This is a genomic window from Planktothrix sp. (assembly GCF_046067725.1).
GTDB lineage: Bacteria > Cyanobacteriota > Cyanobacteriia > Cyanobacteriales > Microcoleaceae > Planktothrix.
In genome coordinates this window covers 1-14,117 of sequence record NZ_JBJUDF010000023.1, presented here as the reverse complement: position 1 = coordinate 14,117, position 14,117 = coordinate 1, and the positions used below count along the sequence as shown (strand labels likewise).

At 36.8% G+C, this 14,117-nt stretch carries 14 protein-coding genes; 5 read left to right on the top strand and 9 right to left on the bottom strand.

Annotated elements, in window-relative coordinates:
- Positions 1-333: 333 nt before the first annotated feature.
- The 4 genes from ACKPEB_RS01300 to ACKPEB_RS01285 all read right to left on the bottom strand — a co-directional run bounded on the left by ACKPEB_RS01300 (position 334) and on the right by ACKPEB_RS01285 (position 3,310).
- Complete coding sequence (locus ACKPEB_RS01300; RefSeq protein ID WP_408962959.1) at positions 334-633, bottom strand: hypothetical protein; 300 nt, start codon at positions 631-633, stop codon at positions 334-336.
- A 116-nt stretch (positions 634-749) separates the two neighbouring features.
- Positions 750-1,337: a Uma2 family endonuclease gene (locus ACKPEB_RS01295; RefSeq protein WP_408962958.1), complete on the bottom strand. Its 588-nt coding sequence runs from the start codon at positions 1,335-1,337 to the stop codon at positions 750-752.
- A gap of 62 nt (positions 1,338-1,399) precedes the next feature.
- Entirely contained in the window at positions 1,400-1,942 is a 543-nt protein-coding gene (locus ACKPEB_RS01290; RefSeq protein WP_408962957.1) for a Uma2 family endonuclease, read from the bottom strand.
- A 216-nt stretch (positions 1,943-2,158) separates the two neighbouring features.
- The gene (locus ACKPEB_RS01285; RefSeq protein ID WP_408962956.1) at positions 2,159-3,310 is read right to left on the bottom strand and encodes a pyridoxal-phosphate-dependent aminotransferase family protein; all 1,152 of its coding nucleotides are present in this window, start codon (positions 3,308-3,310) and stop codon (positions 2,159-2,161) included.
- Between the two features lie 174 nt (positions 3,311-3,484).
- Between ACKPEB_RS01285 and ACKPEB_RS01280 the strand changes: the two genes are divergently transcribed.
- Positions 3,485-4,195 carry an SDR family oxidoreductase gene (locus ACKPEB_RS01280; protein ID WP_408962955.1) on the top strand — a complete coding sequence of 237 codons (711 nt, stop codon included), beginning with the start codon at positions 3,485-3,487 and terminating at the stop codon, positions 4,193-4,195.
- 141 nt (positions 4,196-4,336) lie between these two features.
- On the opposite strand, the gene ACKPEB_RS01275 is transcribed toward ACKPEB_RS01280, so the two are convergent.
- From ACKPEB_RS01275 to ACKPEB_RS01260, 4 genes are all read right to left on the bottom strand, one after another.
- Entirely contained in the window at positions 4,337-5,620 is a 1,284-nt protein-coding gene (locus ACKPEB_RS01275; protein ID WP_408962954.1) for an ABC transporter substrate-binding protein, read from the bottom strand.
- Positions 5,621-5,652: 32 nt separating this feature from the next.
- Entirely contained in the window at positions 5,653-6,306 is a 654-nt protein-coding gene (locus ACKPEB_RS01270; RefSeq protein WP_408962953.1) for a glycosyltransferase family 2 protein, read from the bottom strand.
- A 163-nt stretch (positions 6,307-6,469) separates the two neighbouring features.
- The gene (locus tag ACKPEB_RS01265; protein WP_408962952.1) at positions 6,470-7,306 is read right to left on the bottom strand and encodes a metal ABC transporter permease; all 837 of its coding nucleotides are present in this window, start codon (positions 7,304-7,306) and stop codon (positions 6,470-6,472) included.
- Positions 7,307-7,393: 87 nt separating this feature from the next.
- On the bottom strand, positions 7,394-8,158 hold the full coding sequence (locus tag ACKPEB_RS01260; RefSeq protein ID WP_408962951.1) for a metal ABC transporter ATP-binding protein: 765 nt from the start codon (positions 8,156-8,158) through the stop codon (positions 7,394-7,396).
- Positions 8,159-8,317: 159 nt separating this feature from the next.
- On the opposite strand from ACKPEB_RS01260, the gene ACKPEB_RS01255 reads away from it, so the two are divergent.
- Positions 8,318-9,280 (top strand): metal ABC transporter substrate-binding protein, encoded by a 963-nt coding sequence (locus ACKPEB_RS01255; protein ID WP_408962961.1) that lies wholly within the window; start codon positions 8,318-8,320, stop codon positions 9,278-9,280.
- Between the two features lie 338 nt (positions 9,281-9,618).
- Here ACKPEB_RS01255 and ACKPEB_RS01250 read toward each other — a convergent pair whose 3' ends face one another.
- A complete protein-coding gene (locus ACKPEB_RS01250; RefSeq protein WP_408962950.1) occupies positions 9,619-11,325 on the bottom strand; it encodes a hypothetical protein in 1,707 nt (568 codons plus the stop codon).
- A 97-nt stretch (positions 11,326-11,422) separates the two neighbouring features.
- Here ACKPEB_RS01250 and ACKPEB_RS01245 point away from each other — a divergent pair, with 97 nt between their 5' ends.
- From ACKPEB_RS01245 to ACKPEB_RS01235, 3 genes are all read left to right on the top strand, one after another.
- Complete coding sequence (locus ACKPEB_RS01245) at positions 11,423-12,343, top strand: glycosyltransferase family 2 protein (RefSeq protein ID WP_408962949.1); 921 nt, start codon at positions 11,423-11,425, stop codon at positions 12,341-12,343.
- Positions 12,344-12,408: 65 nt separating this feature from the next.
- On the top strand, positions 12,409-13,233 hold the full coding sequence (locus ACKPEB_RS01240; protein ID WP_408962948.1) for a polysaccharide deacetylase family protein: 825 nt from the start codon (positions 12,409-12,411) through the stop codon (positions 13,231-13,233).
- 29 nt (positions 13,234-13,262) lie between these two features.
- On the top strand, positions 13,263-14,117 hold an 855-nt coding region (locus tag ACKPEB_RS01235), incomplete at its 3' end, for a nucleotide sugar dehydrogenase (protein ID WP_408962947.1).

Below are 14,117 nucleotides of genomic sequence, written 5' to 3'. Positions count from 1 at the left end.
GCCAATGGCTACTAGCATTAGGCAATTTCCATTGATTCCCTGTCTTTTGGTACTCTTGTTCATAGAAAGTTGCTTCAATTGTATGGTAAGCAATAAAAATTTTATTACTATAATTTCTATTATGGATATTATAGGTATTATAAAAAGTATAATCACTATAAACTCCGTTTATAGTGATATTAGTAATTTTTGTTGATATAGCAACAAATTTTAATCAGTCGAAATATTGGAGTTTTCACTGCTATTCTAAACAATAGCCCAAAATTTCTATTGTCCTTATGTGGCGCATCTCTATCCCCAAAGAAAACCGATTATGCTATTAATTTTTAACCCTCAATCATCTTGACGCTTGGAAATGATATTAAAGTTTTGATCAAGGTAAATCTCATAAATCTTTCCATCGGAGCAAATCGCATCATCGACTTCATAAAGATTGCGATTTAAATAAAACTCTACATCATCATCATCATCAAGTGAACAACCTTCACCTGCTAAAACCTGTTTAATTCTAGCAATTTCCTCTGGGGTTGCGTCTCGATCTTCATCGGCTTGAACACTGTCTATCCCCACAATCAAGCTCAAAAATGACAGAGATATCAATAAAAAATAACCCAGACCTGTTTTTTTAATCATTTTGGTTTAGAGTATTCACGCAATTTTCAACTTATTATTATAGCATTTTCCTCAAAATAGGAAACAAACGATTGCAGAAACCCGGTTTCTATAGCCATTCAGGGCTTACTAAGGGTTTACCAAATTAAGGTTAAATCTAATAAAAATCCGGGTAAAATATCTTCTCCTGATAAAGTGGTGGGATTTTCTAATATTTCAACGTCTTGTTGAGGACGATAAATTTCAACTCGTTTATGTTTCGGATCAATTAACCATCCTAATTTTGCACCGTTCTCTTGATATTCATTCATTTTATCTTGTAGGGATTTAAGAGAATCGCTAGATGATCGTAATTCTACTACAAAATCAGGACACAAAGGCACAAATCTTTCTCGTTGTTGCGGTGTTAAACTGAACCAGCGATCGCTTCTAATCCATGATACATCAGGAGAACGATCCGCACCATTAGGAAGTTTAAATCCCCCAGAAGAATCAAAAGCGATACCGAGTTTAGTTTGTTTGTTCCAGATGCCAAGTTCCACCGCAATATTAAAGTTACGATGGCTGGTTTCTCCACCCGTTGGCGACATAATTGTTAGCACTCCTGAGCGGTTTCGTTCAAATTTTAAGTCTTGATTTTTCTGGCATAATTCATAAAATTGATCTTCTGTTAAATCTAATGTTAATTCTAAAGGAATGGGTAAATTAATTGTTCTAATATCCATAAAATTATACCCGAATTTTCCAATTTAATTTTAACTGATAAAATGTTTAATGAGGAATAGATTTAAGGGCGGTAGTGTCGCTGAGTCATCGTCATCACAGTGTTAACCGTAAGTTCAGGGAGATCACCCAAAGTTGGCAAAATATCTAAACCTGAACAAACTAAGGGTAACTCATCACCCCACCACACCCAAACTTGTTGACGAGAGATATCAATTAACCAAGCCAATTGTGTTCCGTTACTCAGACAATGGAGAATCTTCTTTTGTAAGTCTAAAGTATTTTGATCCGGTGAGCGAATTTCAATTAACCAATCTGGAGATCCGTTAAATGGCCCGTCTTCATCGCTAAGGCGATCGCAACTAATAATAGCAATATCGGGTACAGGGGAGAAGGGAGGAACTAGACAACGTAATTCTTGCACCGCCTCAAACTGATTGGTATGCTGATTAATATAATTAACCAGATTGCGTTGTAGGCGTGAGTGAAACAGCGTTGGCATTGGTTTTTGACTCGGTTGGTCATTCATTAATTCCCATGCGGGAGAAGCCTCAATATTGGGTTGAGAGAGAAACTCTGCGAGTGAGATTTTTTTGACAGATTGCACTTTTTTGTCAGAACAAAACTTAGTTCTATGATTATAGCTCTCAAATATAAATTACAGAAACACCCAGAAACCGGGTTTCTCTAGTTATCTTTCGGTTAGGAAATCAACTATTACAGAAACCCGGTTTCTACCAAATTCCCCAAACAGAAACCGGGTTTCTCTAGTTATCTTTTGGTTGGGAAATAAACTCTTGCAGAAACCGGATTTCTCAAGTTATTAACGATTTAACACTCGTTTTAAGGCGGATAATAATAACAGAACATTTTCAGGACGGCTATTATATCCCATTAAGCCAACACGCCAAACTTGACCTGCTAATTCTCCTAAACCATTGCCAATTTCAATATTATATTCGGTCAATAATTGACGAGAAATTGCTTTACCGTCTACCCCTTCAGGAATGCGAACTGTTGTTAAGGTGGGTAAACGATAATCTTCGTGAACATGACAAACTAATCCTAAATCTTTTAACCCCTCCCATAATAATTGAGCATTGGTTAAATGACGATTCCAACTGGCTTCTAATCCTTCTTCTGCTAAAATTCTTAACGCTTCTCGCAAGGCATAATTCATATTAATGGGGGCGGTATGATGATACACTCGATCTTGACCCCAATATTGAGAAAGCAAAGATATATCTAAATACCAATTTGCCACTTTTGTTGAACGATTTTTTAATTTTTCAACAGCGCGGGGACTCATGGTAAACGGCCCTAAACCTGGGGGACAGCCTAAACCTTTTTGACTACAACTATAAGCTAAATCTATTCCCCAAGTATCTAAAAATAACGGCACACCGCCTAAACTGGTGACGGTATCAACTAATAACAAACAATCAAATTCTCGACATAATTCGCCCAAACCTTCCAAGGGTTGACAAGCGCCTGTGGAGGTTTCTGCATGAACCACCGCTAACACTTTGGGACGATGGGTTTCTAACCCTTGCCGCAGTTCCTCTAAACTAAACACCCGACCCCAAGGTTTGACTAATTTTCGCACATCGGCCCCATAACGACCTGCCATATCGACTAAGCGATAACCGAAATATCCCATCACCCCTACTAACACCACGTCTCCGGGTTCGACAATATTGGCGAGAGTGGCTTCCATCGCCGCACTTCCCGTCCCACTCATGGGAATGGTCATCGGGTTCTCGGTTTGCCAAGCATAGCGTAGGAGGGTTTGTACCTCGTCCATCAGATGCAGAAAATAAGGGTCAAGGTGTCCAACGGGAGACATGGCCAGTGCTTGCAAGACGCGGGGGTTGGCGTTGGATGGCCCAGGCCCTAACAACAAACGGGGAGGAACATTCAATTCTGGGGGAATGATACGATTTTTATCATTAATGGTGGGAGAAACTAAACTCATAAATCTTTTTTCACTCAATACTATTATTGTGCTGTAGGATGACGTTTCTTAATATTAAGAACCTTAACAAATTTCGTAATTTTAACTTGCGAATCAAATTCCCATCATCTTATGATAAACTAAATTATGATTAAAGTTATCATTATTAAAGATAAAATTTAAAGTGAAAGCAGTATGAAACCAGCAATCATTGTTACAGGTGGAACGAAAGGAATTGGTAAAGCAATTTTAGAAAAATTTGCTCCAGAGAATTTTACATTGATCACTTGTTCGAGAAGTGAACACAATTTAGCAGAACTCAAAACAGAATTTTCAGAAAAATATCCAGAATGTAATCTTTATACCTGGGTTGCGGATCTTTCTGAAAAATCAGAGGCTCAAAAATTTGTTAAATTTATCGAAAATCTAGGGTTAGAAATTGATATTCTCGTGAATAATGTGGGTCTATTTATCCCCGGACAAATTTATAATGAACCCGAAGGAAACTTTGAATTAATGATGCAAGCTAATGTTTATAGTGCTTATTATCTCACAAAGGGAATTCTTAATCATTTAATAGGGAGGAAAAAAGGTCATATTTTTAATATTTGTTCAATTGCGAGTATTGTTCCTTATATTAAAGGTTCGTCTTATTCCATTAGTAAATTTGCTTTATTAGGGTTATCAAAAGTTTTACGAGAAGAGTTAAAACCTTATAATATTAAAGTCACTGCTATTCTACCCAGTGCGACATTAACTGATAGTTGGAATGGCACAGAAGAACCTCCTGAACGGTTTTTGAAAGTGGAAGATATCGCAGATGTCGTTTATACTTGTTATCATCTTTCTCCTCAAGCTGTACTCGAAGAAATTGTAATTAGACCCCAGTTAGGAGATTTATTATAAAACTTCTAAATCGGTTGTAATAACCTCTCTCTATGACTCAAACCCTTACCGTAGGGACAATTCATGAATTGACCCTACCCTAAATCAAATCGGATTGCTATATATAAACCAAAAACAATTTGATTTATAAGGGTTTAGAATTTATTGCTTTTCCCAAATTAATTCTAAACGTTCTTGAGCTTCTTGTAAAGATTTTTCAACAGGTTTACCTAACATTGAAGCTTCGATCGCACGACCTAAAGAATCAGATAAACGGCTATATCCTGCAATAGTCGGTCGTCCTCCAGCAACGGGAATTTGATCAACAAACACTTTCATCACAGGCTTTTGTTTGAGGAATTCTTGATAAAGCGGACTATTGGCAGATTTAATATTAACGGGTAAAAATCCGGTTCTAATACTCCATTCCGTTTGGAATTGTTCACTTAAAATATACTCCAAAAACGTCAAAGCCGCTTTCTCTCGTTCGGGGTTCGTTTTCATTAAAAATAAGCTTCCATTTCCCGTGACCGTTGCTGGACGCTGATTCATTGGTACAGGAAATACCCCATAATCAACATTACTTTTCATAATATATGTCCAAGGGCCTGTGATTTGCATCGCCACCCGACCCGCAATAAAATCTCCTTCTTCATACCCTCTTTCTGGGATAGATAATCTTCCAGAACCTTCTGTTAAGAAATCTTGCCAAAATTGGGTCGCTGCGATCGCACCCGGATTGATTAAATTAGGGCGATTATTTTCAACAATTGTTCCATTAGAACTTAATAAAAACGGAAACCAAGTAAAAACTGTCCATTCTCCTTTTCCAAACGGAATTAACATTCCATATTGTTCAGGTTTACCATCACCATTGCGATCAATCGTGAGTTTTTTGGCAACCTCTTTTAAGTCTTCCCAAGTTTTAGGTAATTCCGTAATTCCCGCTTGTTCAAATAATTTAGGACGGTAAAAAATCCCAATATTACTGGTACAAAGGGGAATTGACCAAAGATGACCATTTAATTCGCTTTCCTCCAGCACATTAGGGTATAATTCTGACTTAACTGGCAATTGATTTAACCAATCTTCCAGGGGAACAACGGCATCTAAATCTACCAGTTGACCTGTTAATTGAGGAGAAAAAGAAAGGATATCGGGGGGAGAATTTGCCACCACAGAGGTCAAGATCTTAGGTAATTGTTGATCAAGTTGACCTGCAAAAATTGAATCAACCTGAATATCCTTATGGGTTTGATTAAATCGTGCGACTAATTCGTTAAAAACTTCTCGATTTGGGGGAGGGTTCAATCCTTGCCATAACGTTAAGTGGATGACACCCTGATTTTTATGGGTGGCACTTTGACACCCTGAAAAAATCAGTAAAAATACAGTAAAAATAACCGAAATCAACCCTATTTTATGATAAGATTTAATGCTATTCATGATCCAGTTTTTAAATATCGTTATTTTAAATATCATGAAATATGAACCCCAAATTGATGACAAATGCTGTCTTCTGAAAAGTTGTAAATATAAGTTTTCAGTTCAGGTACTTTTGCGGTTTTAAATTGTTGTTCTGCTCTTTTCCATAACTCGGCATCTTCTCCATAATGTATATTTCGGAACCCTTGCAATTGAAATAAAACATGACGTTTCACAAAAAAAGTGGCTCCAATAGCACAATCTAAAATATTAATTAGTTTTCCAGGTTGATAATAATCAGTGACAAATCGATCTTCTTGGGTTTCACAACCTCCCATAATAAAATCAACTTCAGGATGAGCGTTCATATAGTCCCAACGTAATTTTAAATGATTGGGTTTATATTGGTCATCGCTATCAATAAAAGTAATATATTTCCCAAAGGATGCTTGAATTCCTGCATTTCTGGATAAAGATTGTTTGCGATTTTTATGCTTGAGATAGCGAATATTTTCCCATTGTTCCAAAAAGGAATTAATGATTTCAAAGGTCTGATCTTGACTTCCATCATCAACAATTAGTAATTCCCAATCTTTAAAGGTTTGATTAATTACACTATTAATACAATCGTTTAAATAGTTAGCTCGATTGTAAGTGGGTAAAATAATTGAGATTTCTGGAGTATAGGAAAAATTGAGAGGACTCATAGAATTAAGTATATTTTACGGAGCCGGGACGCTCTCACTACAGATACTTAACAGTTTATCATGTTTTTCCCGATTCTTAAACAATGCCCTAACTGGAAAACTTTAACAAGACTGAAATTAAAGTTTTATTGCGTAATACTCAGATTAATACATTCTAGGGTGATTAAGATTTAATTTTAAGTAGTCCCTGAGTAGGACTAAATAAAAAAGTTAGGATAAATAATCCTGATGTTACTAATACAATAGCAGGGCCAGAGGGAAGATTATAAAAATAACTGAGGTACATTCCGCTAATACTAGAAATAACTCCAATCATCACACCTAATATCATCACTTGATGGAGACGTTCAACTAATAGATAAGCGGTGGCTGCTGGAGTAATTAATAAGGAGAGAACTAAGATAACTCCAACGGCTTTTAAACTGGCAACAATGGTTAACGCAATTAATCCCATTAATCCTAAATTTAGTAAGTTAACAGGTAAACCTGTGGCTTCTGCACCCAAGGGATCGAAGGTATAAAACAACAGTTCTTTATAGATTAAGGCGACAACAGCAAGAATAATTATTGTAATAATAAAGGTATCTCGAACATCCTCGACCGTTACGCCTAAAATATTACCAAATAAAAAATGATTGAGGTCGATTTTATTATCTTTCTGTACTAAGGTAATTAAGGTAATTCCCAAGGCAAAAAACGCTGAAAATACGATTCCCATTGCGGCATCTTCTTTAATTCGGGAATAGGTTCTAATCACATTCATGCAAATAGTGCTTAAAATTCCAGCAATAAACGCCCCGACAAAAATATTAGCATTGAGGATAAAGGCGATCGCTAATCCAGGTAAAACTGAATGACTAATGGCATCTCCTAATAAAGCTAATCGTTGTACCATTAAATAGCTACCAACAACAGCACAAATAATTCCCACTAAAATCGCAATCGTTAGCGATCGCTGCATAAAACTATATTGTAAAGGTTCAATTAACAAATTCAACATTGGATTTAAACTCAAGGGGTTTTCGGGTGTATCAGTAGAGAATACACACCCAGATTCAAAAATTTCTGTAGAACAGTGAATCGAAAGTTAAGCGACTTTTTCAGCAAAGAAAAACACGCGACCTCCATAAGCTTGTTGTAAATGATCTTCTTTTAAAACCTGGTGACGGTTTCCCGCAGTAATTAATTCTCGATTGATTAAAATTAAATCATCAAAATTAACAATAGATTCCCCTAAATCATGATTAATTACTATCACAATTTTTCCCGATGCGGCTAACTCGCGAAACAAACTAAAAATCACCGCTTCTGTTTTCTGATCAATTCCTACAAACGGTTCATCAAAACAAAAAATTTCCGCTTCTTGCGCCAAAGATCTCGCTAAAAAGACACGCTGTTGTTGACCCCCCGACAGTTGACCAATGGGGCGATTTTTAAACTCAGCCATTCCCACCCGTTCTAACGCTTGAGTAGCGATGTGACGACTCACCCCGGAAAAGGGACGTAACCAGCCGGTTTTCCGCACTCTCCCCATCATGACAATATCCCACACCGTCGCTGGATAGTCCCAGTCAATCTGCGATCGCTGAGGAACATAAGCGACCCGTTGGCGTTGCTGACTCAAGGGTTTTCCGTCATACACTACCGCGCCCGCAGCCATCGGAACTAACCCCAGCATCGCCTTCATCAAGGTACTTTTTCCCGCCCCATTCGGGCCAATAATACCCGTGAGCCGTCCGGGTTGAACCTCTAAACAGATATCTCGTAGTGCTTCCACCCCGCGATAGTTAACGCTGAGATCATGGACAGTGAGAGACTGATGTAGAGGATGGGGGAATTTTAGGGTGTTCATAGCCGTTTGATCCATTGCTATCTGTAGTTTATGGAGTAGGTTCCCCCATTGACTTCTTGAGTAGAGAAGAATTTAAGGGGCGACTTTAGGAATAGTGTACTGCAAAAATGAACAAATTATGAAATAATTAATGAAAAAATTATGAAAATCCCTAACAGTATGATAAAAATAATCACTGACAAGCCTATCTATGCAGGATTTTGGACTCTGTTTCTAGGATTAATCTTAAGCGGATTAAGTAGTTGTACTCAATCAAAACTAGAGAATTCTGTGAACGGAGATCAACCAAAAGTTGTATCGACCAGTACCATTATTGCTGATTTAACAGAACAAATTGCAGGAGATGAAATTGACCATCAAGGAATATTACAACCTGGTGCAGATCCCCATGTTTATGAACCTGTCCCGCAAGATAGCATTGCTTTAGAAAAAGCCGATTTAATTTTATATAATGGTTATAATTTAGAACCGGGTTTAATAAAATTAATGAAAGCAGCATCCACCTCTGGAAAAAAAGTGGCTGTGGGAGAAGTTGTTAAACCCTTAGCTTTTCAAGTTCAAGGACAAATACAACCCGATCCTCATGTTTGGGGAACCGCTAAAAATGCTATTTTAATGGTGAATAAAATTAGAGATGAGTTAATTTTATTATCGCCAGAAAATCAATCTATTTTTGATAAAAATACGGAAAAATTAACCCAAGATTTAATAAAATTAGACCGTTGGATTCAACAACAAATTGCAACGATTCCCCCCAATCAACGAAAATTAGTGACAACCCATGATGCGTTTCAATATTATGCTAATGCTTATGGATTAGAGGTAATCGGAACTTTAATTGGGATTAGTACGGAAGAACAACCCAGTGCAAAAACCGTTAAAGATTTAGCAACTTCCATTCAAAAAGCCGGGGTTCCCGCTATTTTTGCCGAAACCACTATTAATCCTAAATTAATTACAACCGTTGCTGACGAATCTGGCGTTAAATTAGCTCCAGAACAATTATATTCTGATTCGATTGGCGTTCGCGGAAGTGAAGCAGATACCTATATTAAAATGTTAGTGAAAAATACGAAAACCATTGTTGAAGCATTAGGAGGAAAATACACCCCTTTTTTTTGACAAGGGATAGGGAGTAGGGGAAGAAGAGGAGCAGGGGCGGTAGGGGGAGAAATTTCTATTGCAAGAGGTAAATAAAGTTTAAAAGCTTCTTTCCAGGTTTTAATTGCTTGTTTAGGTTGTCCTTTATTCAGTTCTAATTGATCTTAAATCTCTAAAATTTGAGCTAGAATTAATGTTTTTTTAGAAAAAGATAAATTTTGAATTAAGGCTAAACTTTCCTGTAGTTTTTTTTCGGTGGGTTCCCATTGTCCTAGTCTATCGTTAACTGGTGACTGTGCTAAAAACTGCGATAATAAAAGGTTAGATGGTGCATGGGCTGTGCTTATGCAACCTACGGGTTATTTGATGAGACAATCTGCTTTAACTAGACGATAAAGTTGATTTTGATAAATAGTACAACGATTCCAAGATTGTAACAGGATCGGTTGTTGTTTTCCTTGAAGTTGACTTAAGGCTTTTTTTCCTTGATCAGGCCATTGTTTAAACCAAACATTCTCGGTTATATATTCAGGCGTGAAGGCGTTTTGATCAATCAGAAAATAATCAACCCCATACTGCTGAATAAACTGTTTAACAGTATCTAAACTGGGGCTATATTGGGCAGAAATTAAATCTAAAACTCTAGGTTTAATTTGTTGATAATATCCCTTTTGATAGGGTAAAGCGTGTTCCCAAGAAGCTAAAACTGAACGTTGAGAAAAAATGGGTAAATTATCCGCTTCTAAGGACAAAGAAGCCGTTAAAGTATCCTTCGGTTGCTGTTGTAAAAATTGGTAAACAGCCGGATCTGTTCCAATGGTATAAGCAGTTCGGGGAAAGGCTTTTCCCCAAACTAAAAACGGATAAAAAATTAATACAAAACTAAAGATAACCGTTGAGGTTAAAGCAATAATTTGTTTAAGGGTGGCTTGAAAAATGCCATCTAAGACAACAATTAAAAAAATCGCTGTTGAAATGGCTAAAATCATGCGGAAACTGTGGCTGGTGTAGCGACTGGGGAGAAATAACTTGAATAATAAAAGATGAGCGATCGCAAATAACCCGATAGATGTTAGGATTAAATACAGCAGGATATTAATTTGAGAACTGATTTTTTCTACCAACGGAAACTGACGTGGAAATTTTAACAAAACAGGTAGGAAAAATCCCAATATAACTAAAGGCGGATTCAGGGAAATTCTAATCCCACTGCGACTATTTTTAAACCAGAAATTTAACCCACTATCGCTATTAAAAAAGGCTGTTCTTCCCTCCTGTAAAAACTCTGGCATCGTTTTCGCTGCTTGGGCTGAAATGGTCGGGCCATATTCAGAAGTGGAGAAAAAATAAGGGATAATGACTAAGGTGGCAACTCCTAAACCGACAGACGAAATGATATAATCCTGACGATTAGTAGAAAAGTGCAGTTTGCCTTTTTCCCACTGAATTAACCGCAGAATTAAAACTCCACAAGCAATTAACATTAATGGGCCGTAAATATTCCCCATAATTGCCATACAAATTCCCACACCCAGAGGAGAGCGACGCAATAGAAAATAGAGAAAAGATAGAAAAGCCGGATAAGAAAAACCGCTACTAACGGCCGTTGTTAATTCACCGTGTAACCAAAGATTTTGATTCAGCAGTAAAGAGCCAATAAAACCAACCGTAGGAATTGGTAAAAGTTCAATGCAAATTCCAAAACAAAAAATAGTGGTTAATAATCCTAAAAATAAAGGTAAAATCTTATTTAAAATCAGAGGATTAATCCCTAAATTTGCCATTAAATGATAGAAACCACTCACACCCGAAGGCGTAATAGATTGATAAAAATCGGCAATTAAATCATTCGGAAATAAATCAGGATCAACAAACCGTTGCATCCAAAATAAATGTTGTCGGGCATCATCCATGATTAAATATTCTCCACTAAAAGCTTTTTGTAAAGGCGGAATGGCAAAACTAATGGAGAAAACTAGACTCAAGGTAAACCAAAAGATCATTCTTGGGCTAAATCGATGATCTTCTGGGGCGGTTAAAAACTTCTGGAAGCGGGATACTAGCATCTAAAAATTGATCCAAAATCAGATATAATTGACCCGAAATCCGAGTCTGATCCTTTCAGATAATACAATAGCTTGAGAAATTCAGCAGATAAACAATATGTATCGAGTGGTGGATGGAGAGTTAACAACGGCAATTCAAACAACCTTAGCGGAAGGAAAAGGACTGTCCTTAGTCATTCCTGCTTTTAATGAAGAAGCCGCAATTGCAACGGTTGTGGCAGGAATGATAGAGTTATTGAAACCGACTGGGGGCAAATTTGAGGTTTTAGTGGTTGATGATTGTTCAACGGATTCAACCGTAGAAAAAGCAACTCAAGCGGGTGCAAAAGTGATTCGTCAGGGAAGAAATCGCGGTTACGGTGCGGCTTTAAAAACAGGAATTCGTAAAGCAAAATATGGATTAATTGCCATTGCCGATGCTGATGGTCAACATGATGCTGAACAATTAGCGAGTTTATTAATCGGTTTAGGAGATGCGGATGTTGCCATAGGAACTCGTTATAATTCTCCAGTTCCATTTTTAAGAAAACCTGGAAAATTAATCTTAAAATGGGTAGCAAATTGGGTGACAGGATGGAAGATTCCTGACTTAAATTCGGGGTTACGGGTGATGAGACGAGAAGCGATTTTGGATTGTATGCACCTTGCGCCCGATGGGTTTTCTTTTAGTACCACTACAACTATTGCGTTAATTAATAATGGTTGGTTAATTCAGTGGGTTCCGATTATTATTAATCCAAGAGTCGGTCGTCCGAGTTCGGTTAAAATTGTTAGAGATGGGTTGAATACAATTTTATTAATTATTAGAATTGTTGTGTTATTTGCACCATTGCGAGTCTTCTTACCTGTCAGTTTATTTTTAATCGTTATGGGTTTAATTAGTTCGATTTCAGGCATAATATTAGAAGACAACCTAGCGGATCGAGATGTGATTATATTATTATCAGGAATCATCATCTTTTTCTATGGAATCTTAGCAGATCAATTATCGGCAATTCGTCGAGAAATGAAACAATAAATCAGGTAAGGACGGGGGTTCTCCCGCCCATAAAAACCCAGAATTAAGAACAGAAGAATAGAATCATGAATCAAAAATTATCGAAAACAGCAATTATTTCTATTGATGTTGAAACGGACTGGGGGGGTAGACTTCCCGCTTCTGTTGAAACAATTCGAGGAGTTAAAGTGGGTTTACCGAAGATTTTTGAGATTCTAAATCAATATCAATGTCCCGCCACTTTATTTATTAATGGAGAAATTGTTCCTGATATTCAAGAAGAACTTAATATTGCAATTCAAAAAGGGTTTGAAATTGCTTCTCATGGTTTTACCCATCGAAAAATGCCTGAATTATCAAAAGATGAAATTATCGAAGAATTATCAAAATCAAAAGCGATTTTAGAAGAGTATACAGGTCAAAAAATTAGAGGGTTTCGTGCGCCCCAAGCTCGAATTCCTCAAGGATTATATCAGTATTTAAAACAAACCAATTATGAATATGATTCCTCGGTATTCGCTGGAAAAATGCCCTCTCGATTTAATAATCAAAATGTTCCGATTGAACCCTATTTACAAGATAATATTTGGGAAATTCCCGTTAATTCTTTACCTTTAATTCCCTTACCGATGGGGTTATTATGGATTGATTTATTTCAATTATCCTTAATTCAACTGTTATCCTCCGTTTCTCCTCTTCCGCCTATTGTTCAAGTTTATATGCACCCTTTTGATTTTATTCCCGCCTATTCCGTCGAAGATTTATCAATTCCCTGGGGGGCAAAATTATGGTACACTCGTCAACAAGGTTCATCCTTAAAAACCCTGAATTGTTTACTGTATTGGTTACAACAATTAGGGTATAATTTTAGGACGGCGGGTGACGTGATTAATTCTTATTCGATGTCATAACCCCCTAATTTTTTATCTTTAAAATCATAATGTCTTCTCATCCCCATCGCATTGCTGTTCTTGGTTTAGGATATGTAGGTTTACCTGTTGCTATTGCCTTTGCTGAAGTTTTCCCCGAAACCGTTGGATTTGATATTAAACTAGAACGAGTTGAAGCTTTAAAACAAGGAATTGATATTACTGGAGAAATAGACAATAAAAGGTTAAAAAATTCATCTTTAAAATTGACAGCATCTCTTCAAGATTTAAAAGACTGTAACTTTTATATTGTAGCAGTTCCCACCCCTGTTGATAAAAATAATCAACCAAACTTAGCACCCTTAATTAAAGCCTCTGAACTGTTAGGAAAAGTCATAAAAACCGGAGATATTATTGTTTATGAATCAACAGTTTATCCGGGGGTTACAGAAGAAATTTGCGGTAAAATATTAGCCGAAATTTCGGGATTAAAACAAAATATTGATTTTAAATTAGGCTATTCTCCAGAACGAATTAATCCTGGGGATAAATCCCATACCTTAGAAAAAATTGTGAAAGTGGTTTCAGGAGAAGATGAACCCACCTTAAATAGCATTGCTGAAGTTTATAGCGCTATTATTCAAGCGGGAGTTTATCGTGCACCTTCAATTAAAGTTGCAGAAGCAGCGAAAGTGATTGAGAATATTCAACGAGACTTAAATATTGCTTTAATGAACGAATTAGCGATTATTTTTGATCACTTAAATATCCGTACCCAAGATGTATTAAGTGCAGCTAAAACCAAGTGGAACTTTTTACCTTTTACTCCTGGATTAGTCGGCGGTCATTGTATTGGTGTTGACCCCTATTATTTAACGGCAAAAGCTGAAGAATTAGGCTATCATCCCCAAGTGATTCTAGCAGGA

Excerpts from the sequence above, each read along its gene's own strand:
- ACKPEB_RS01300 (WP_408962959.1), bottom strand. The coding sequence starts at position 633 with ATGATTAAAAAAACAGGTCTGGGTTATTTTTTATTGATATCTCTGTCA.
- ACKPEB_RS01295 (WP_408962958.1), bottom strand. The coding sequence starts at position 1,337 with ATGGATATTAGAACAATTAATTTACCCATTCCTTTAGAATTAACATTA.
- ACKPEB_RS01285 (WP_408962956.1), bottom strand. The coding sequence starts at position 3,310 with ATGAGTTTAGTTTCTCCCACCATTAATGATAAAAATCGTATCATTCCC.
- ACKPEB_RS01280 (WP_408962955.1), top strand. The coding sequence starts at position 3,485 with ATGAAACCAGCAATCATTGTTACAGGTGGAACGAAAGGAATTGGTAAA.
- ACKPEB_RS01275 (WP_408962954.1), bottom strand. The coding sequence starts at position 5,620 with ATGAATAGCATTAAATCTTATCATAAAATAGGGTTGATTTCGGTTATT.
- ACKPEB_RS01270 (WP_408962953.1), bottom strand. The coding sequence starts at position 6,306 with ATGAGTCCTCTCAATTTTTCCTATACTCCAGAAATCTCAATTATTTTA.
- ACKPEB_RS01265 (WP_408962952.1), bottom strand. The coding sequence starts at position 7,306 with ATGTTGAATTTGTTAATTGAACCTTTACAATATAGTTTTATGCAGCGA.
- ACKPEB_RS01260 (WP_408962951.1), bottom strand. The coding sequence starts at position 8,158 with ATGAACACCCTAAAATTCCCCCATCCTCTACATCAGTCTCTCACTGTC.
- ACKPEB_RS01255 (WP_408962961.1), top strand. The coding sequence starts at position 8,318 with ATGATAAAAATAATCACTGACAAGCCTATCTATGCAGGATTTTGGACT.
- ACKPEB_RS01250 (WP_408962950.1), bottom strand. The coding sequence starts at position 11,325 with ATGCTAGTATCCCGCTTCCAGAAGTTTTTAACCGCCCCAGAAGATCAT.
- ACKPEB_RS01245 (WP_408962949.1), top strand. The coding sequence starts at position 11,423 with ATGTATCGAGTGGTGGATGGAGAGTTAACAACGGCAATTCAAACAACC.
- ACKPEB_RS01240 (WP_408962948.1), top strand. The coding sequence starts at position 12,409 with ATGAATCAAAAATTATCGAAAACAGCAATTATTTCTATTGATGTTGAA.